16 protein-coding genes are annotated in these 18,275 nt (G+C 61.6%); 7 read left to right on the top strand and 9 right to left on the bottom strand.

The window, feature by feature from the left end; all coding sequences use genetic code 11:
- Positions 1-58: 58 nt before the first annotated feature.
- From ACZYTC_RS31205 to ACZYTC_RS31175, 7 genes are all read right to left on the bottom strand, one after another.
- Positions 59-1,180, bottom strand: a complete 1,122-nt coding sequence (locus ACZYTC_RS31205; protein ID WP_441773558.1) for a branched-chain amino acid ABC transporter substrate-binding protein — start codon at positions 1,178-1,180, stop codon at positions 59-61.
- Positions 1,181-1,470: 290 nt separating this feature from the next.
- On the bottom strand, positions 1,471-3,099 hold the full coding sequence (locus ACZYTC_RS31200) for an AMP-binding protein (RefSeq protein ID WP_441773557.1): 1,629 nt from the start codon (positions 3,097-3,099) through the stop codon (positions 1,471-1,473).
- Between the two features lie 8 nt (positions 3,100-3,107).
- Entirely contained in the window at positions 3,108-3,857 is a 750-nt protein-coding gene (locus tag ACZYTC_RS31195; protein WP_441773556.1) for an enoyl-CoA hydratase/isomerase family protein, read from the bottom strand.
- A 10-nt stretch (positions 3,858-3,867) separates the two neighbouring features.
- Positions 3,868-5,559, bottom strand: a complete 1,692-nt coding sequence (locus ACZYTC_RS31190) for a methylmalonyl-CoA mutase family protein (RefSeq protein ID WP_488991381.1) — start codon at positions 5,557-5,559, stop codon at positions 3,868-3,870.
- Positions 5,556-6,557, bottom strand: a complete 1,002-nt coding sequence (gene meaB / locus ACZYTC_RS31185) for a methylmalonyl Co-A mutase-associated GTPase MeaB (protein ID WP_441773554.1) — start codon at positions 6,555-6,557, stop codon at positions 5,556-5,558. The genes ACZYTC_RS31190 and meaB overlap by 4 nt, the downstream gene beginning before the upstream one ends.
- Complete coding sequence (locus ACZYTC_RS31180) at positions 6,554-7,021, bottom strand: cobalamin B12-binding domain-containing protein (protein ID WP_441773553.1); 468 nt, start codon at positions 7,019-7,021, stop codon at positions 6,554-6,556. Before ACZYTC_RS31180 ends, meaB begins: the two co-directional genes overlap by 4 nt.
- A 13-nt stretch (positions 7,022-7,034) precedes the next feature.
- Positions 7,035-8,372 carry an aspartate aminotransferase family protein gene (locus tag ACZYTC_RS31175; RefSeq protein WP_441773552.1) on the bottom strand — a complete coding sequence of 446 codons (1,338 nt, stop codon included), beginning with the start codon at positions 8,370-8,372 and terminating at the stop codon, positions 7,035-7,037.
- A gap of 96 nt (positions 8,373-8,468) precedes the next feature.
- Here ACZYTC_RS31175 and ACZYTC_RS31170 point away from each other — a divergent pair, with 96 nt between their 5' ends.
- Positions 8,469-9,329: a LysR family transcriptional regulator gene (locus ACZYTC_RS31170; protein ID WP_441773614.1), complete on the top strand. Its 861-nt coding sequence runs from the start codon at positions 8,469-8,471 to the stop codon at positions 9,327-9,329.
- Positions 9,330-9,498: 169 nt separating this feature from the next.
- Here ACZYTC_RS31170 and ACZYTC_RS31165 read toward each other — a convergent pair whose 3' ends face one another.
- A complete protein-coding gene (locus tag ACZYTC_RS31165) occupies positions 9,499-10,236 on the bottom strand; it encodes a TetR/AcrR family transcriptional regulator (protein ID WP_441773551.1) in 738 nt (245 codons plus the stop codon).
- Positions 10,237-10,254: 18 nt separating this feature from the next.
- Positions 10,255-11,370 carry a histidinol-phosphate transaminase gene (gene hisC / locus ACZYTC_RS31160; protein ID WP_441773550.1) on the bottom strand — a complete coding sequence of 372 codons (1,116 nt, stop codon included), beginning with the start codon at positions 11,368-11,370 and terminating at the stop codon, positions 10,255-10,257.
- Positions 11,371-11,690: 320 nt separating this feature from the next.
- On the opposite strand from hisC, the gene ACZYTC_RS31155 reads away from it, so the two are divergent.
- From ACZYTC_RS31155 to ACZYTC_RS31130, 6 genes are read left to right on the top strand one after another with little or no spacing between them, the layout of a single operon-like run.
- Positions 11,691-13,334 carry an ABC transporter substrate-binding protein gene (locus ACZYTC_RS31155; protein WP_488991380.1) on the top strand — a complete coding sequence of 548 codons (1,644 nt, stop codon included), beginning with the start codon at positions 11,691-11,693 and terminating at the stop codon, positions 13,332-13,334.
- Positions 13,335-13,337: 3 nt separating this feature from the next.
- Positions 13,338-14,420 carry an ABC transporter permease gene (locus tag ACZYTC_RS31150; protein WP_434960369.1) on the top strand — a complete coding sequence of 361 codons (1,083 nt, stop codon included), beginning with the start codon at positions 13,338-13,340 and terminating at the stop codon, positions 14,418-14,420.
- A complete protein-coding gene (gene nikC / locus ACZYTC_RS31145) occupies positions 14,417-15,343 on the top strand; it encodes a nickel transporter permease (RefSeq protein ID WP_441773548.1) in 927 nt (308 codons plus the stop codon). The genes ACZYTC_RS31150 and nikC overlap by 4 nt, the downstream gene beginning before the upstream one ends.
- 17 nt (positions 15,344-15,360) lie before the next feature.
- Positions 15,361-16,227 (top strand): ABC transporter ATP-binding protein, encoded by an 867-nt coding sequence (locus ACZYTC_RS31140; RefSeq protein ID WP_434960367.1) that lies wholly within the window; start codon positions 15,361-15,363, stop codon positions 16,225-16,227.
- Complete coding sequence (locus ACZYTC_RS31135) at positions 16,224-16,985, top strand: ABC transporter ATP-binding protein (protein WP_441773547.1); 762 nt, start codon at positions 16,224-16,226, stop codon at positions 16,983-16,985. Before ACZYTC_RS31140 ends, ACZYTC_RS31135 begins: the two co-directional genes overlap by 4 nt.
- A gap of 50 nt (positions 16,986-17,035) precedes the next feature.
- Positions 17,036-18,229, top strand: a complete 1,194-nt coding sequence (locus ACZYTC_RS31130; protein WP_488991379.1) for a porin — start codon at positions 17,036-17,038, stop codon at positions 18,227-18,229.
- Positions 18,230-18,275: the final 46 nt, after the last annotated feature.

Here is an 18,275-nt window from a genome sequence, read left to right as displayed (position 1 = left end):
TCCTCAGGTAGCCTGTCCCGCAAAAGCGAGACAAGCCATCAGACCTTTATACAATATTCTATCTTGAATTCTGATAGTAATCGATTTTACCGTCGGGGCCCTTCCTCCAGGTATAAATTGCGTATCCAATCGTGGTAAGATCACCCTTCTTGTTGTAGGCTAGATCTCCACGAACCGTGTGAAAAGTCATGCCCGAATGCATGACTTCCGCCATCTTCTGAGGATCCGTGGATTTAGCCGCTTCGGCTGCCTGCGCGAAGATCTGCACCGCGGCATATGAGAAAAGAGTATAACCTTCAGGCGTGAACCCCATTGCTTTGAATTGACCGACAAGGTCGGCGTTCTGCGGTTCGTTTTCGAATTTTGGCGGGAAGGTCATCTGGGTTCCGATGACCGCATCACCACCAACCGTGGCAAAATCGGAAGACGTGATACCATCGCCTGACAACATGATCGTTTTCATGCCCTGGTCGCGAAGTTGCCTGAGGATAAGCGCTGCCTCGGTGTACAATCCGCCCCAAATCAACAAATCGATCGATTTATTCTTCATTTTGGTGACGATCGACGAATAATCCTTCTCTCCGGCATTCACACCTTCCATCAAGTCGGGCGTAATGCCGCGCTTGGCCAACTGTGCGACGGTATTCTTGGCAATATCCTGGCCATAGGTGGTCTTGTCGTCGACGACAGCTATTTTCTTGCCCTTGAAATGACTGGCGGCAAAATCTGCCCAGACTTGTGCTTGTTGGTCATCTCGGCCGCAGGTTCGAAAGACGTTCCAAAGCTTGCGGTCGGTGACCTTCTCATTGGTCGCCGAGGGCGTGATCAAAATCACCCCATTGTCCGCATATACTTCCGAGGCCGGGATGGTAACCCCGGTGTTGAAATGGCCGACGATCCAAGTGACGCCGTCGCCTACGAATTTATTGGCGACGGAGACGCCTTGCTTGGGATCTGCCTGATCGTCCCCGACCTCCACCTCAATTTTCTGGCCAAGAACTCCACCTTTTGCATTGATGTTCTGGACGGCGAGCTTGACGCCGTTCTTCAATTGGGCGCCGAACGCGGCCTGCGGTCCCGTCATCGGGCCGGCCACCCCGATCTTGATTTGAGCCTGCGCCGATCCTCCCAGAACGAAAGAGGCCGACAACATTACACCCACGAACCATTTCAGCTTCATATATATTCCTCCCCTGCGGTGGTTGTTCTCTTTGTTTTCAAGTTTCAACGACCTATAACAACGACCTTCCTTGGAAGATCGCCGAGAATATTCTCAAGTCTTCATGCGCGCCTCCCCGGCTCATCGTGGATTTCCCAAGCATCAAGACGCTCCACCGTCCGAAGACGCATCGGCCTGTCTTTTGACTTTCGAAAATTATTGACTGTCCGATCAATAATTGAACCGTGCTTTACCGAGACAGACACGGGCGCCAGAAATCATGGGGCCGCTCCAGCGCAATCTTCGAACTGCTAACGCTCCCCTCGATCAAACGTAGCGTCGCCGATGCCACGTTGCCTTAGGACGTTTCTGGCTATTTTTTCCGTTGGCGTTCGTGGAAGCGGTGTATCGGCGATCTCGATATAGCGTGGGACCATATGGCGAGGCGCCAGCGCCCTGAAATGGTCGAGCAGATCGGGCGGCTGCACCATGGATCCGGGCCTACGCAGGGCCACGATCATGATGTCTTCCTCGGTGAGCGCTGACGGAATGCCGAACGCAGCGCTCTCGACGATGTCGGGATGTTTGTCGGCAATGGTCTCGACTTCATAGACCGAGATGTTCTCACCCCGGCGTCGGACCGCCTCGTTGAGGCGGTGCTTGAAATAGAGCCAGCCATCCTCGTCCATGAAGCCGGCATCGCCGGAATGGTACCAGAGGTTGCGAAGCGTCTGCACCGTCTTGGCATCCGCCCGGTAATAGCCGGAAAACATGCTCCAGCTCTTGTTCGGGCGCGATACGATCTCGCCGATCGAACCGGCCGGGAGAGGCTGGTCCTTCTCGTCGACGATTGCCACGTCCCAATCGGGATGGGGACGTCCGCAGGAACCCGCCCTCGTTTCGCCCGCCGTGTCCAGGGTCACGAAACTGGTTTCGGTCTGGCCGTAACCCGTGACGAGGTGCACATCGAAGCGAGCTTCGAATGCTTGCTTGTCCGGGACCATGGGAATGCACTGGCATATTCTCACAGGATTGCTGGCGTCCTGCTCGGACGGTGGGGCACGCTGGAGTATGACAGCCATGGCGCCCAGCAGATTTGTCGCCGTGGCGCCGCTCTTGCGCAGTTGGTCCCAAAATCGTGAGGCGCTGAAGGCTTCGACCAAGGTCGCGCGCGTGCCGTAGATCAGCGGCAGGTAAACGCCGAACATCTGCGCATCGGTGTGAAACAGCGGCAGGGCCGAGAAATAACTGTCGCGGCCCGTATAGCCGAGATTGTGCGCCATGGCGGTGGCCCAGGAATAACAATGATGATGCGACATCAAGGCCCCCTTGGCCGGACCAGTGGTGCCGGATGTGTAGAGGATGGCCATCGGGTCGGAATAGTGGATGTCGGCCACGTTGAAATCCGGCAAAGGCGCGAGGCATTCCTCATAGCCGACGATGCGGTCGATCCGGATACCGGCGGCCCGTGCCTCACTCGCCTCGGCCCCGAGGAGGATCAGCGTGCGAAGATCAGGAAGGCTGTCCTGGATCCTGGCGAGTTCGGCCAGGGCATTGGCGTCCGCAACCAGAACCTCCGCTCCGCAATTATTGAGATTATGGCGGAGCAGATCTCCTTTCAGGCCCGGATTATTCGGCACCTCGATGGCGCCGAGGATCGAAGTCGCGAACCAGATCGCGACGAGTTCGAAGCAATTGGGCAGCAGCATCGCCACGCGATCGGATTTGCCGACACCCAAGCCGCGCAGGCCCCGGGCCAGCCGGCTGGAAATCTGCAGCATGTCCTCGAAGCTGGCGGACCGCCCGCATATCTCGATGAATTGCCGGCTGCCCAGGCGTTCGGCCTGCTTCAACAGGATTCTTGGCAGCACCCGATTGTCGACATCGTCCTCATGCCGGCCTGGAATGGTGAAGGGAGATGAGACCTCAAGCATTGTCATCAATACCGTCAGAACTGTTTTGCGCGTGCCTGCGCTTCTGCCGAGAGGAAGCCGCGCACCGTGGCCCTAGTCTCGAGCGCCATGGCGTCCGCGAGAGAGGAGTGAAAGCCTTCATTGATGGCGTGCTTGATGTCGGACACGGCGCTGGCGGGGCGCTCTGCGATGACCAAGGCCAGTTTCCTTGCTTCGTCGAGCAAGGCGGCCTCCGGAAAAAGCTTCCAGGCGATGCCGACCTCGACAGCCTTCGCGGCGTCATGGCGTTCACCCAGGATCATCAGTTCCTTGGCAATCTGCGGCCCGACCTGCTTTGTCAGGAGCGCCGTCACGCCACCGGTGACGAACAGCCCGTAGCTGACCTCAGGAAAAAACCAACGCGCATTCTCGGCAAACAACCTGAAATCGCAGTTAACCGCCCATTCGAGAGCTCCGCCCACGCACCAGCCATGCACCGCGGCGATGACGATCTTGCTCGATTGCATGATGCGCAGGGTGATGTCCTGGATGGCATCCACCCAGGCCTGCGTGGCCCCGTCGGAGGCGGTTTGCGCATCGAGATCCTTGAGATCGTCGCCGGAGCAGAAAGCTCGCCCTTCGCCGTGCAGAATGATGACGCGGGTGGCTTCATTGGCCTCGGCTCGCGCGAGAGCCTCGGCAAGCTCGTCCACCAGTTGCCGATTCATAGCGTTGAGCCGTTCCGGCCGGTTCAGCCTGATCCAGGTCAAAGGCCCGTCGTCACTGGAAATGACTGTGGTTGTCATGACGTGCTCCTCATACGATCATCGGTTCGGCGTAGGAGCCCCAGACGCCCCGCAAGGCGCCGCAGATCTCGCCGAGCGTCGCTCTCGCCTTCACCAACTCGATGGTCTTGGGCAGAAGATTGATGTCGTCGGACGTTGCCTGCTCGGCGAGTTCCCGCAGCAGATTCTGGACGCGGCTGTTGTCACGGTTTTTCCGCACGGCGTTCAGGCGGTCGATCTGGAGCTGGGTGCAGTGCTCGTCATAGGGGTGGATATCGACCTCGGCCGAGCGGCTTGCCTCGTCGACATGGCGGTTGACGCCGACCGAAATCTTCTCGCCTCTGTCGATCTTCTTGAAGGTGGCATAGGCCGAGTCGGCCAGCTTTTGCTGGAACCACCCCTCTTCGACCAGCTTGATGGCGCCGCCGCGCTCGTCCACTTCGCCCAGCATCTTCCAGATCTCGTTTTCCATGTCCCGCGTCAGACGCTCGACGAAGTAGGAGCCTCCGAGAGGATCGATCACCGATGTCACGTTGATCTCGTCGCGGATGATCTGCTGGGTGCGGATGGCGAGCTTCATCGCCTCTTCGGTCGGGATGGCAAAGGCCTCGTCGAGGCCGTTGGTATGCATGCTCTGGCAACCGCCCAGCACGGCACCGAGTGCCTGGATGGCCGTCCGCATCAGATTATTGTGATGCTCGACCTTGGTAAGGCTCATCGCCGCGGTCTGGACATGCACGCGAAGCCGCATGGATTCGGGCTTCCTGGCCTTGAATCGCTCCGACATGATCTTTGCGTAAACCCGCCGCGCCGCCCGGAACTTGCAGATCTGCTCGAAGAAGTCCTGGTGGCTGATGAAGAAGAAGGACAGCCTGGGCGCGAAATCGTCGATATCCATGCCTGCGCCGGTAACCTCCTCGCAATAGGCGATGGTAAAGGCCATGATGAACGCGATCTCCTGGATCGCATTTCCGCCGACATCGGACAGATGGTAACCGCTGAGGCTGATCGGGTTGAGTTTGGGCGTCGTCCTGGTGCTATGCATGATCAGATCACGCAACAGGCGAACGGCGGGGCGCACCGGATAGATCCATTCCTTCTGGGCGACATATTCCTTCAAGGGATCGGCCTGCAGCGTGCCTGTCAGTTTGCCGAGATCGCAGCCGCGCTGTTCGGCAACGGCAACGAACATCGCATAGATCACCCAGGCCGACGGGTTGATGGTCAGTGAAACCGAGATCTTTTCGAGGTCGATCCCGTCGAAGAGGCGATCGACATCATCGAGCGTATCGATGGCGACGCCTACCCGCCCGACTTCGCCGAACGCCATCGGGTCGTCGGAATCCATGCCAAGCAGGGTCGGCAGGTCGAAATCGGTCGACAGGCCTGTCTGGCCTGTTTGAATCATGTATTTGTAGCGCTGGTTGGTGGCCTCCGGGTTGCCGAAGCCCGCGACCTGCCGGATAGTCCATGGCCGCCCGCGATACATGGTGGCATAGACGCCCCGCGTGAACGGATAGGCTCCCGGGAACCCCAGCTCGCTCGCGGGAATGTCCGCGACGTCGGCGGCTGTATAGACACGCTTCAGCGCAATACCGCATTCGGTTTCATAGGCCGGTTTTTCCTCGGGCCTCATCGTCAAGGCTGCCGCGAGCTGGTTTTCCTCCCATTCGGCTTGCTTTTCCCGAATGGCACCGATCGCCTGTTCCGAGAATAGTTTCATATCGCCCCTACCTCGTTGTCCCAGCCCAGGAGCCGATAGGCGGCCACTGAGGGGTCGGTGTCCCTGTCCACCACGGCCCGCACATGCTTTTCGAGCTCTTCGGCTCCCTGGTTGAATTTGCTTTGGAAAAGATGCCTGGCGGTGGCCAGTATCCGCGCTCTCGACATGACGCGCTGACGCCCGGCCAACTCGCCGCTGTCCCTGAGATGCCGCCAATGCCGGTCGATCACATCCTTCAGATCCTGGACGCGCTCACCCGAAAGCGAGGAGACCGCGAGCACCGGAGGAGGCCAGTGCGCGCTCGTTCCCGTCGGCCCCAAGGCCATCATGCCCTTGAGCGCCGACACCATAGCTGCCGCTTCAGGCTTGTCGGACTTGCTCACCGCATGGATATCGGCGATCTCCAGGATGCCGGCCTTGATCGCCTGAATGTCGTCTCCAAGCCCGGGCGCCGACAGTACCACGATGGTATGGGCGGCCGTCACCACCTCCACCTCGTCCTGCCCCACGCCCACGGTCTCCACGATGATGGGCGAATAGCCGGCGGCATCGAGAATATCGACGGCCTGCAGGGTCGAACGCGCCAGGCCGCCCAGATGGCCGCGTGTTGCCATGCTGCGCACGAAACATTGGAAGGCGCAGGCCGCATCGCTCATCCGCACGCGATCGCCGAGAATGGCGCCGCCCGAAAAGGGGCTGCTCGGATCGACCGCAATCACCCCGACCTTGTGTCCGGCCAAAGCGAAGGCCCGGATAAGGGAAGAGACCAGGGTGGATTTGCCGGCGCCCGGCACGCCGGTAATGCCGACGATATGCGCCCTGCCCGTGTGCCTGTATATTTCGGCCAGGGCGTTCGATGCCTCCGGATAGCCGCCCTCCGCCCGCGAGATCATGCGCGCTATGGCGGGAACGTCGCCGGCGAGGACGCAGGGCACGAGTTCGCTCGAGGCGGTATAGGCCGCACGCTTTGCTGGTCTCGGAGGGGTTGAAATGGTCATAGGCGGCCACGAGCGGCAACCAGGTTGCGGATCGTCGTCACAATCAGATCGGCCCGCGCCTCCTGTGGCACGATCGCGTCGACACCGCTGTCCCATAGGCTGGCATAGTCCTGCTCGGGGATCACCCCGCCGGCGACGACCATGATGTGCTCGGCCTTCTGCTCGCGAAGGCAGCGACCCAGTTCCCGGAACAACGGAACATGGGAACCCGACAGGAGGCTGACACCGATGACATCGACGTCTTCCTGTATCGCGGCGCCGACCACTTCGCCCGGCGATTTGTAGAGGCCGGTATAGACGACCTCCATGCCGGCATCCCGCAGGATGCGGGCGACGATCTTGGCGCCCCGGTCATGCCCGTCCAGCCCGATTTTGGCGACAAGCACCCGGATAGTGTCCGAAGGGCGCGCCACGCTACCGCTATCGGTGTTCGGACCCTGGTCCGTTGGGATTGCCTCGGTCATGGCTGCGTTTCCTTTACTCTGCAGCAATGCCGGGGCGATCCGAGGTCGTGGCGAACACGGCTTCGATGGCGTCTGCAATGATGCCCAGTCCAAGGTCGAGTTCTTCTTCCGAAATCGTCAGAGGTGGCGCGATGCGGAACACGCCGCCCATGCCCGGAAGCTTGACGATGTTCATGCTGAGGCCGCGCCGGAATGCTTCGGCAGCGATCCGCGCGCCAAGCTCATGGTCGGGATCCTTGTTCTGACCGGGCTTCACGATCTCGACCCCCAGCATGAGGCCACGGCCGCGCACGTCTCCGATACAGTCATAGCGCAGCTTGAGTTTCGTCAGGCCGTCGAACAGCCTCGCACCCAGATATCGGGCCCGTTCGACAAGGTTCTCCTCTTCAACCACGTCGAGCACCGCGAGACCGATAGCTGCCGGCAGCGGATCGGACACATGGGTGGTGTAGAAAAGGAAGCCCCTTTCATGTGCTGCCTCTTCGATCTCCGTCGTCGTCATGACGGCCGACAGAGGGAGGCCTGCTCCGATGGTCTTCGATAGGGTGAGGATGTCAGGCGTAACGCCGTCCCTTTGGAAGGCGAACATGTCGCCGGTGCGACCGATACCGGTCTGTGCCTCGTCAAGGATGAGCAACATTCCGCGTTCGCGGCATTTCTGCTTCAGGGCGCTGAGATAGCCCTGCGGCAGCTCCAGCATGCCGCCGCTGGACAGGATCGGTTCGGCGATAAAGGCCGCCAGGCTGCCGGTCGACTGGCTGTCCACCAGATTGAAGGCATCGTCGAGCTCGGTGTGCCAGTCCAGTGAGCCATCGGCGTGCTTGAAGCGTGGGCGGAAGCTGTTGGGCGCGGGTATTGCGAGGGATCCAACCGCCGCAGGTCCATAGCCTCTACGCCCGGCACTGTAGGTCGCCGAGGCGGCGACGCCGGTCATGCCATGCCAGCTCTTCGAGAAGGCGACGATTTCGTGCCTGCCCGTCACCAGCTTGGCCATACGGATGGCGGCCTCGTTCGACTCTGCCCCGGTCGACAGCAACAACACCCTGTCAAGGCCGGGCGCCAGGACGGCGAGGCGTTCGGCCAATTCGACCACTGGACGAGACAGCATGCCGCTGAAGAGGTGCGCGACCGTCTCAACCTGTCGGCTAACCGTCTGGACGATCCGGGGATGCGCGTGGCCGAGCAACGCGCTCATCTGCCCGGACGTGAAATCAAGGATCGGCCTGGCATCGGCGTCGTAGACAAAGGAGCCTTCGGCACGCTCGATGATCGCGGGCTCGAATGTGCCGCCATATCGTATCAGGTGCTTTCCTGCCGACGCCCAGAACGTCTTATCCAAGTTTTTTGACATCTTGCAGCCTCATCAAAGCGCTGGAGCCATGATTACCGGCTGGCGGGATTGCAGTAAATTTGATAGTTGTTGGATTCCGATATCAATGGAATTGATATGCAACCCTCTCTTGACCTTAGGTTGCTGGCGACCTTCATTCGCGCAGCTCATTCGGGAACGCTCAGCGCGACGGCCATCCAGGTTGGTCGCACCCAATCGGCTGTTACGATGCAGATTCAGCGGCTCGAGGAAGCCTTGGGCGGCCAAAGCCTGTTTCACCGGAGCGGCAGCGGCGTTCGTCTCACGGGAAGCGGAGAGCGCTTCCTGGGCTATGCCGAGCGCATTCTCAAACTTCATGACGAAGCCGTCTCGGTGTTCTCGGGTAAGGGCCTGCATGGCTCGATCATCTTCGGCAGCCCGGAAGATTATCTGATCGCCTTCTTTCCGACGCTGCTGAAAAGTTTCGGAGCGATTTATCCCGATGTGGAGATCAAGGTCGTTTCAGCGCCGACGGTCGAGCTGCATCCGCTTTTACGCGCGCGCCAGATCGACCTCGCGCTTGTGTCGATTCCGGATGCGAATGCATCGAAGGACGTGGTGCGTGCGGAACCGCTTGTGTGGGTAGGCAGCAAGCCGACGCTGGAGCTGCATGATTTTGGCGATACGGTGCCGATGGCCTTACCGGCTTCGAACGCCATGGATCATAGGGCCGCATGCGATGCCATGGCCCGCACCGGACTACGCTTTAAAATATCATACGCGAGCAACAGTATTGCAGGCCTGATAGGCGTTGCACGATCGGGGCTCGCAATAAGTGTCATGACTCAAGAAGCCGTGCCTGCAGACCTGTTCATTCTCAAGGCACCTCTTCCGTCCCTGCCCCAGCTAGGCATCTTGATTGCGTTTGCCGAAGAAGAACGGTCGCCCGCGATCGAGGCTTTTGCTGATCACATCCGGCGGGTCCTTCCGTCCCTATAGCTCACGTTTTGGATAACAGTTGAATGCAGTAAGGCGTCATCATTGACCCTCCCTGCGCGAGCCGGCCGTTCTCCGATCGTTCTAACGACCGATCCAGAACCTCGGCGGCGATCCGTGCTTCTTGCAGTCCCTCATGGCTCGAAGATCGCAATCGTCGAATAGGCTGCTCTCAAAGATCCCGTCCAAGCCTCGCCTGTGCCTCCAGACCGAGAATAAGGGTTTCGATCAGGAAGTCGTAGCCCTCTTGGAGCGGAGCGGCATCGCCGCTCTTCCAGCGCATCACGAAAGCTCGATTGTACATTTGCGGCAAATGCCTTGTGATCAGCGGAAAGCGCGTCGCGTCGAGCTCACCCAGGCCCGCGTCGAAGGCCTGGACCCATTGCGAGCCCTCGCTCGCGCCATCGGCAGCGAGTTCCATGGTGATATAGCCTTCCAATGCCCCCACAACGGCGTTGAAGGCGTCGATCAGGCGCTGGCCTTCAAATCCGGCCTGGGTCAAGGCTTTCAGGATGATCTCGACCCAGGGCGCGTTCGGGGCACCGTTCGAGCGGATATGCGGGCCGAGCAGAGGCGCGGCATGCGGATGCTGGTGGACGCGCGCGCGAAAACGCCGGAATAGCAGCCGGATCGTCTCGCGCCAGTCGTCGGGAAGATCTGCCGGCGACATCAGGCTGGCGATCAGCGAGCCGGAGATTTCGGCGAGCAGGTCGGTCTTGTCGCCGCCGACATGCCAATAGAGCGCGGCTGGATAGACATTGAGGCGGCGGGCGAGGGCGCGGACGGAAAATCCCCCCAGCCCGTCCTCGTCGATCAACGCGATGGCGGCCTCGACAATGCGCTCCCGGGTCAGGCCGATGGCGGCAGCCCGGCCCACATGCCGTTTCTTTGCCGGAGGATGTTCGCTCACCGCCACCGCCTCTTGCTGTCAGGCAAGGCCGAGGGCGTGCCCGAGTTCGCGTGCAAATCGTTCATTGTCCCCTGCCGTTCCGATACTCACTCTGAGGAAGTTGGTATAGCCGGCCTCCCGCCATGGTTTGACGATTATGCCCTTCCGAAGCAAGGCGTTAGCCACAGATGCGGCCTCCGTTGCGAGATCAAGGAACAGGAAGTTCGTCTGCGACGGGATGACGCCCACACCCATGACGCGCAGGCGATCGGCCAGGAGGGTGCGATCACGGCGGATCTGCGCGACGGCCCCACGCATCCAACCCTCATCACCGAGGGCGGCGATGGCAGCCACTTGGGCGGCCGCGTTGACGTTGAAGGGTGTTAGGGTTGTGCGCATGCTACGGGCGATGCCGTCATCCGAGGTGATACCGTAACCGACGCGCAGGCCGGCCAGGCCATAAGCCTTGGAAAAGGTACGCAATACGACCCAGGACAGGCCTGCCCGATCGGCCAGCACGCCGAGCCCATCGGGATAATCGGGGTCGATCAGCTCGAAATAGGCCTCATCCAGCACGAACAGGGTTTCAGGCTGCACCGCGTCCAGCAGGCGGTCGAGTTGGGGCCGCGACAGGGCCTTGCCGACCGGATTGGAAGGTGAGGAGATGAAGACGATCTTTGGCCCGCGCGCCAGTTCGCGCACGAGCGCATCGACGTCATAGTCGAAGGCTGCCGTCATCGGCACCTTGGTCACCTGCGCTCCCGCTGCCATCGCCTCGATTTCGTGCAGACCGAAACAGGGGGCGATAGTGAGCACGGCATCGCCCTTGCCGAGATAAGCGCGGCAGAGGGCAGCGATCAACTCTTCCGACCCGTTTCCGCAGACGATCCGGTCGGAGTCAGCGCCGAGTTTCGCCGAAAGCGCCCGCCGCAAGGCGGTGCATGCCGAATCGCTGTAGCGCGACGGCACCAGGGAGCCCAGTGCCGTCGGCACCGCCGGCGAAGTGCCATGGGGATTTTCGTTGCTCGCCAAGGCCGCAATGTCCTGCCGCCCGCTGGCCAGTCGCGCAGCCGCGATCGAGATGCCCGCATTATAGAGGGGAAGCGTTGCGACCTCCTGGCGCGGCCTGAGTGCCTTCTTCTGAACCGAGTGCATGTTCCAACCTCCTGGTGAGGCGCCTTTTGATGGCGCTTTTGCGATGCCTTGTGCACCCGCCGGACGCAGCTGGTGGATCCGCGGGCTCCGCCCCCTGCCTCGACCAGCTTTTGATCAGCGCACAAAAAACATCATTGACATCGCAAAAAGTCTATACATATATTTTATTGTCCACTGAACAAAAACGGCTTCGAGCCCGGGACAGATGGATCGCCGTTGCTGCGTCTGCAACGCCGCACGCAAATGCCAGAGCCTCAGCGCGGATGAACGGCCAAACCGGGCCGGCATGCGGGACTCCGGCAACCAGGGGAGGAGTTCACATGTTTGTGGAAAAGACCGTCTTTCGCCCACGCCGCTGGCTCGTAAATGCGGCCGTTTCAGCGCTGCTCATGACCATGGCGCCCGCCCTGGCGGCGACGCCTGCCAACACGCTGGTCGAGGGTTTCGCCATTGACGAGATGATCACCATGGATCCCGGCGAGGCGTATGAGCTCTCCACCGCCGAGATCAGCGCCAATATCTACGATCTCCTGGTGCGTTTCGACGTGGCCGATCCGTCCAAGGTCAAGGGCGACCTTGCGCAGAACTGGACCGTCTCCGACGACGGATTGACCTATACGTTCAAGCTCAAACCCAATTTGAATTTCGCCTCCGGCAATCCGCTGACAGCCGAGGACGTGGCCTGGTCGTTCGAGCGCATCATCAAGCTGGACAAGAGCCCGGGCTTCATTCTCGGCCAGCTCGGCCTCTCCAGCCAGAATGTTGTCGAGAAGGCGAAGGCCGCGGCGCCCGACATCTTCGTGCTGACGATCGACAAGCCCTATGCGCCGAGCTTCGTGCTGAACTGCCTGGCCTCAACCGTGGCGGCCGTCGTGGACAAGAAACTGGTGCTTGAGCATGTCGTCCCGGTAACGCCCAGCGCGGACTACAAATATGACAATGACTTCGGCAATGACTGGCTGAAGGCGCATACGGCCGGCTCCGGACCGTTCACGTTGCGTGAATGGCGCGCCAACGAAGCCGTCGTCATGGATCGCAACGACAAGTATTGGGGCGACAAGGCCAAGCTCGCCCGCGTCATCTATCGCCATATGAAGGAGAGCTCAGCCCAACGGCTGGCGCTGGAGGCCGGCGATATCGACGTCGCCCGCAATCTTGCGCCCAATGATCTCGATGCCGTGGCCAGGAACGACAAGATTGCTCTCACCAGCGCACCGAAGGCGACGCTCTATTACATCGGCCTCAATCAGAAAAACGAGAAGCTGGCCAAGCCGGAAATACGCCAGGCCTTCAAATATCTGATCGACTACGACGCGATCGGCTTGACCCTGATCAAGGGTATCGGCGGAACCCACCAGACCTTCCTGCCAAAGGGTGTGCTGGGCGAGCTCGACGACAACCCCTTCAGGCTCGACGTTGCCAAGGCAAAGGCGCTCTTGGAGAAGGCCGGCCTGAAGGACGGCTTCTCGGTGACCATGGACGTAACCAGTATCCAGCCGGTGACGGGGATCGCCGAATCCATCCAGCAGACGGCCGGCGAAGCGGGCATCAAGATCGAGATCATCCCCGGCGACGACAAGCAGACGCTCACAAAATACCGTGCCCGCAACCACGACATCTATATCGGCCAATGGGGCCAGGATTATTTCGACCCGAATTCCAACGCCCAGAATTTCGCCACCAACATCGACAATTCGGACGACAGCAAGGACAAGACCCTGGCCTGGCGCAATGGCTGGGCCGTGCCGGAACTAGCCAAGGAAGCTGAGGCCGCTCTCCTGGAGAAAGACACCGCCAAACGGGTCGAAATATACCAGCGCCTTCAAAAGCAGGTGCTCGAAACCGGTCCCTTCGCCCTCATCTTCCAGCAGACCGAGGTTGCCGGCGTGCGCACCAACGTCAGGGGCCTCAAGCTCGGGCCGAGCTTCGACACCAATTTCGTCGCCGACATCACAAAGGAATAGAAGGTGGCATCGCCTCTTCTGGGTATCACGCAAACACAGGCGCTGCCGGCCAGCGGGGGTGGCCGCGCTCTCGCGCTCGCCAAATCCGTCGCACGCTTCCTCGTCATCGCCCTTACCACCTATCTCGGCCTGCTGGCGGTGACCTTCTTCATCGGCCGAGTAGTCCCCGTCGACCCCGTGCTGGCGGTGCTAGGCGACCGCGCGCCGGCCAGCGTAATAGAGCGCACGCGGCGCGAAATGGGCCTGGACCTGCCGCTGATCGAGCAGTTCTACATTTATCTCAAGGGCGTGCTTTCCGGCGATTTCGGCCGCTCGGTGCTGACCTCCAATCCTGTCATGGCCGATATCCGCCGCGTCTTCCCAGCGACCATCGAGCTCGCGACCCTCGGCACGCTGATCGGCTCGGTCGTCGGCATTCCACTCGGCGTGCTGGCGGCGGTCAGGCGAGGCAGCCTGACCGACCAGATCGTGCGCGTCGTCGGCCTGGTCGGCTATTCGGTGCCGATCTTCTGGCTGGGCCTGCTGGCGCTGGTGCTGTTCTACGCCAAGCTGCATTGGGTCGCCTTTCCCGGCCGCATTGACATCACCTTTGAATATTCGTTCACGCCCGTCACCGGCTTCTTCCTGCTGGATGCGCTCATGCAGGGTCAATGGGACGTCGTCCATGATGTCCTGCGGCACATCGTGCTGCCGGCTTCGCTGCTGGGCTATTTGTCGCTCGCCTATATCAGCCGCATGACGCGCTCCTTCATGCTAAACGAGCTTTCCCAGGAATATGTCGTGGCCGCGCGCGCCAAAGGCCTTTCGGAACCACGCATCATCTGGGGGCATGCGCTACGCAATGCGGCGGTGCCGCTGGTGACGGTGATCGCGCTCTCCTATGCCGGGTTGCTTGAAGGCTCGGTGCTGACGGAGACCGTGTTCTCCTGGCCGGGCATCGGCTTCTACATCACCAACTCGCTGCAGAACGTGGACATGAATGCGGTGCTGGGCGGTACCGTGGTGATCGGCTCGGTGTTCATCGCCATCAACCTGTTCGCGGACCTGCTCTACCGACTGCTCGATCCGAGGACGAAGACGCCATGAGCGCGGCAGAACGATTGACGATATCCCGTCGCGAATGGCTGCTTACGGAGCGGCCGAGTTCACGCTGGCAAGCCAGGCTTGGCCGTGCCTATGTGACGTGGCAGCGCTTCCGCGCCAACCGGCTGGCGGTGGCCGGGCTTGTCATCATCCTGGCCCTGCTGTTCGTGGCCATCTTCGCCGACCAACTCGCGCCCTATTCGCCGGTGATCGGCGACTTGAAGCATGCGCGCCTCCAGCCCCCCTCCCTCCAGCATTGGTTCGGCACCGACGATCTTGGCCGCGACATCTATTCGCGCCTCGTCTGCGGCTCGCGCCTGACGCTGTTCGTGGTGGTGCTGGTGGCCATCATCGCTGCACCGATCGGGCTCCTGATCGGTACGGTGGCCGGCTATGCCGGCGGCTGGACCGATGCGGTGCTGATGCGCATCACCGACATCTTCCTCGCCTTCCCCCACCTCATCCTGGCGCTAGCTTTCGTCGCCGCCCTCGGCCCCGGCATCGAAAATGCGGTGCTGGCCATCGCCATCACCTCCTGGCCCCCCTATGCCCGCATCGCCAGGGCCGAGACGCTGACGGTGCGCAATTCCGACTACATCAAGGCGGTGCAGCTGATGGGTGCCTCTCCCCTTCGCATCGTACTGCGTCATATCATGCCGCTGTGCACGTCCTCGCTCATCATCCGCGTGACGCTGGACATGGCCGGCATCATCCTCGTCGCCGCCGGCCTCGGTTTCGTCGGGTTGGGTGCGCAGCCGCCCCTGCCGGAATGGGGCGCGATGATCGCCTCCGGCCGTCGCTTCATCCTGGACCAGTGGTGGGTGGCCGCGGCACCGGGCCTTGCCATCCTCGCCGTCAGCCTCGGCTTCAACCTGCTCGGAGACGGGTTGCGCGATGCGCTCGATCCGCGCAGTGCCGACCAATGAACACGGATGCCAACAACATGACGAATACGACGATGACCGCAATGGCCGCGGCGGGCCGCCCTCTGCTCGAGGTTGAGGATCTTCGCATCACCTACCCCACCCGCTCGGGCACGGCCGAGGTGGTGCGCGGCACTTCCTTCTCACTCAGACGTGAGCGGCTTGGCATTGTCGGCGAGTCCGGCTCCGGCAAGTCGCAGACCGGCCGAGCCATCATGGGGCTGACGCCGCAGGCCTGCATCCGTGCGGCAAAGCTCACCTTCGACGGCATCGACCTTCTCGCCGCATCGCCTGCCGAGCGACGGGTCCTGCGCGGCAAGCGCATCGCCATGATCCTGCAGGATCCCAAATACTCGCTCGATCCCGTCATGAGCATCGGCCGGCAGATCGTCGAGACACTGCGGACGCATGAGGCGGTCTCCAGGGCTGAGGCCCGCGAGCGGGCGCTCGACATGCTGGCCGCCGTGCAGATCCGCGACCCCGGACGTGTCTTCGACCTGTATCCGCATGAAGTGTCGGGCGGCATGGGCCAGCGCGCCATGATCGCCATGATGCTGATCGCCAGCCCCGAACTGATGATCGCCGATGAGCCGACCTCGGCGCTCGACGTCACCGTGCAGCTCGACGTGCTCGCCATCCTCGACCGTCTGGTCGCCGAGCGCGGCATGGGCCTGATCTTCATCTCGCACGATCTGCGTCTGGTCTCGTCCTTCTGCGACCGTGTCGTTGTCATGTATGCCGGCAAGGTCGTGGAACAACTGGCGACCTCCGACCTCACCCGCGCCCAGCATCCCTATACGCGCGGCCTCATCGACTGCATGCCCAGGATCGGCGCTGACCGCCACCCCCTGCCTGTATTGGATCGCATGCCGGAGTGGGCCCTATGACGACAGCGCTTTGCGTCGCGGGATTGGAAGTCGTCTTCGACCGTTTCCGCGCCCTCAAGGGCGTGAGTGTGGACGTACAGCCCGGTCAATCCTTCGGCCTGGTCGGCGAATCCGGCTCGGGCAAATCGACCCTGCTGCGCGCCATTGCCGGGCTCGCGCCCGTCGCCGCCGGTACCATAACGGTTGGCGGCAGGCTGCTCGACCATCGCCGCAACAAGGCGTTCTACCGCCAGGTGCAGATGGTGTTCCAGGACCCCTATGGCTCGCTCAACCCGCGCCAGACCGTCGACCGTCTGCTGCAGGAGCCGCTCGCCATCCACGGCATCGGCGAGGGCGAAAGGCGCATCCAGCGTGCGCTGGACGAGGTCGGGCTCGGCAACGGCTTTCGCTTCCGCTATCCGCACCAGCTCTCCGGCGGCCAGCGCCAGCGCGTCGCGATCGCACGCGCCCTCATCCTCGAACCGTCGATCCTGCTGCTCGACGAGCCCACTTCCGCGCTCGATGCCTCCGTCCAGGCGGAAGTGCTGAACCTCCTGGAGAATGTGCGGCGCTGGCGCAAGCTCACCTTCCTGATGGTGAGTCACGATCTCGGCGTGATCCACCACATGTGCGAACGCCTGATGGTGATGCAAAACGGCGAGAGCGTGGAAGAACTCGCCGCTGGGGATCTCGTCGCCGGTCGCGTCAGCCAGCAATACACCGCCAACCTTCTACGCGCCAGCGAGGGCTTCGTGCGCCGACAATCCGATTCTGACTGAACAAGACTTTCGCAGACTAAAACAACGCCAATAAAGACATGGGTGGGAACATGCTTAGACCAGGCTTGGTTCTGGGGACGTTGAGTGCCGTCTTTTTGCAAGGGTCAGATGCGTACGCCGAAAGCCTCTCGGCATGCCGCGACTATGGCGAGGGCTTCTTCCTGCTTCCCGGCACCGATACCTGTCTGCAGATCGCAGGCGAGGTGCGGGCCGACTATCTCTTGCGTGGTGGCACCGCCTTTGCCAGGGACACCGACAGAACCGAGTTCAGGAGCCGGGCGGCCCTCGATTTCGACGCCAGGACGAAGACCGAATGGGGCACGCTGCGCTCCTTCATCACCATCTACGGCTATGGCGGCGCCCAACATGCCAAGGACGGCAGAAGCACCGTTCTCGACACCGCATTCATTCAATTCGCCGGCCTGACCGCGGGCTACGCCCACTCGGTGTTCGGCATGTATGATGACTTCTATTCCAGCACGATGTTCGCCGACTATTTCGGCGAACAGGACGTCGTCAATCTCCTGGCCTACAAGGCGACATTCGGTGACGGGGTGACGGGCACGATCGCGCTCGAACACGGCGAGAACCGGCAGGAAGCCATTCTGCGCTTCGAGGAGACCGATAAGGCCGAGGGCATTGGGCATCAACGCCTGCCCGATCTCGTCGCCAATCTGCGCCTCGACAAGGATTGGGGAGCAGCCATGCTCTCGGCCGCCCTGCATGAAAACCATGCCAGCCGCCAGAGGACGAAATCGACCCTGGGCTATGCCCTCGGTGCTTCGCTCAGCCTCAACGTTCCGGCCACGGCCGGCGGTTATGTCGTCACGGAGGTGACCTATGCCAAGGGCGCCTCGCGCTACACCACGGGCGGCATCGGCATGCTGCGCGACTCCATCGGCGCCGCGCCCGACGCCTATGTCGATGATGACGGGCGCCTGACGAATGTGGCATCCTGGGCGGTCAGCGGCGAGATCGGCATGAATCTGACGCCCAAGCTGACAGGCGCCGTGTTCGGCAGCTATCTCAATGTCGGCCGGACCGCTATCGACACCACCGGCTTTGGCGAATACCGGGCCGGCTGGCTCGGCACCAATCTCAAATATTCGCTGTCCAAAGATGTGCGGTTCAGCGGCGAATTTGCCTGGAGCCGGGAGACAATTCCGGCCTCCCTCGCGGATAACCGGGCCGGCCGCAGCCTCGACAGCTGGCTTGCCGGCATGCGCATCTCCCGCTTCTTCTGACCGGAAACAGCCATGGCCCGCGGCTACGGCGCCGCCGACGCAGCCG

This window comes from Labrys sp. F242, assembly GCF_057813875.1.
The sequence above is the reverse complement of the archived record's forward strand: the minus strand, read 5'-3'. Positions and strand labels throughout refer to the sequence as shown.

Coding starts and splice junctions, on each gene's coding strand:
- ACZYTC_RS31205 (WP_441773558.1), bottom strand. CDS start 1,180: ATGAAGCTGAAATGGTTCGTGGGTGTAATGTTGTCGGCCTCTTTCGTT.
- ACZYTC_RS31200 (WP_441773557.1), bottom strand. CDS start 3,099: ATGACAATGCTTGAGGTCTCATCTCCCTTCACCATTCCAGGCCGGCAT.
- ACZYTC_RS31195 (WP_441773556.1), bottom strand. CDS start 3,857: ATGACAACCACAGTCATTTCCAGTGACGACGGGCCTTTGACCTGGATC.
- ACZYTC_RS31190 (WP_488991381.1), bottom strand. CDS start 5,559: ATGAAACTATTCTCGGAACAGGCGATCGGTGCCATTCGGGAAAAGCAA.
- meaB (WP_441773554.1), bottom strand. CDS start 6,557: ATGACCATTTCAACCCCTCCGAGACCAGCAAAGCGTGCGGCCTATACC.
- ACZYTC_RS31180 (WP_441773553.1), bottom strand. CDS start 7,021: ATGACCGAGGCAATCCCAACGGACCAGGGTCCGAACACCGATAGCGGT.
- ACZYTC_RS31175 (WP_441773552.1), bottom strand. CDS start 8,372: ATGTCAAAAAACTTGGATAAGACGTTCTGGGCGTCGGCAGGAAAGCAC.
- ACZYTC_RS31170 (WP_441773614.1), top strand. CDS start 8,469: ATGCAACCCTCTCTTGACCTTAGGTTGCTGGCGACCTTCATTCGCGCA.
- hisC (WP_441773550.1), bottom strand. CDS start 11,370: ATGCACTCGGTTCAGAAGAAGGCACTCAGGCCGCGCCAGGAGGTCGCA.
- ACZYTC_RS31155 (WP_488991380.1), top strand. CDS start 11,691: ATGTTTGTGGAAAAGACCGTCTTTCGCCCACGCCGCTGGCTCGTAAAT.
- nikC (WP_441773548.1), top strand. CDS start 14,417: ATGAGCGCGGCAGAACGATTGACGATATCCCGTCGCGAATGGCTGCTT.
- ACZYTC_RS31140 (WP_434960367.1), top strand. CDS start 15,361: ATGACGAATACGACGATGACCGCAATGGCCGCGGCGGGCCGCCCTCTG.
- ACZYTC_RS31135 (WP_441773547.1), top strand. CDS start 16,224: ATGACGACAGCGCTTTGCGTCGCGGGATTGGAAGTCGTCTTCGACCGT.
- ACZYTC_RS31130 (WP_488991379.1), top strand. CDS start 17,036: ATGCTTAGACCAGGCTTGGTTCTGGGGACGTTGAGTGCCGTCTTTTTG.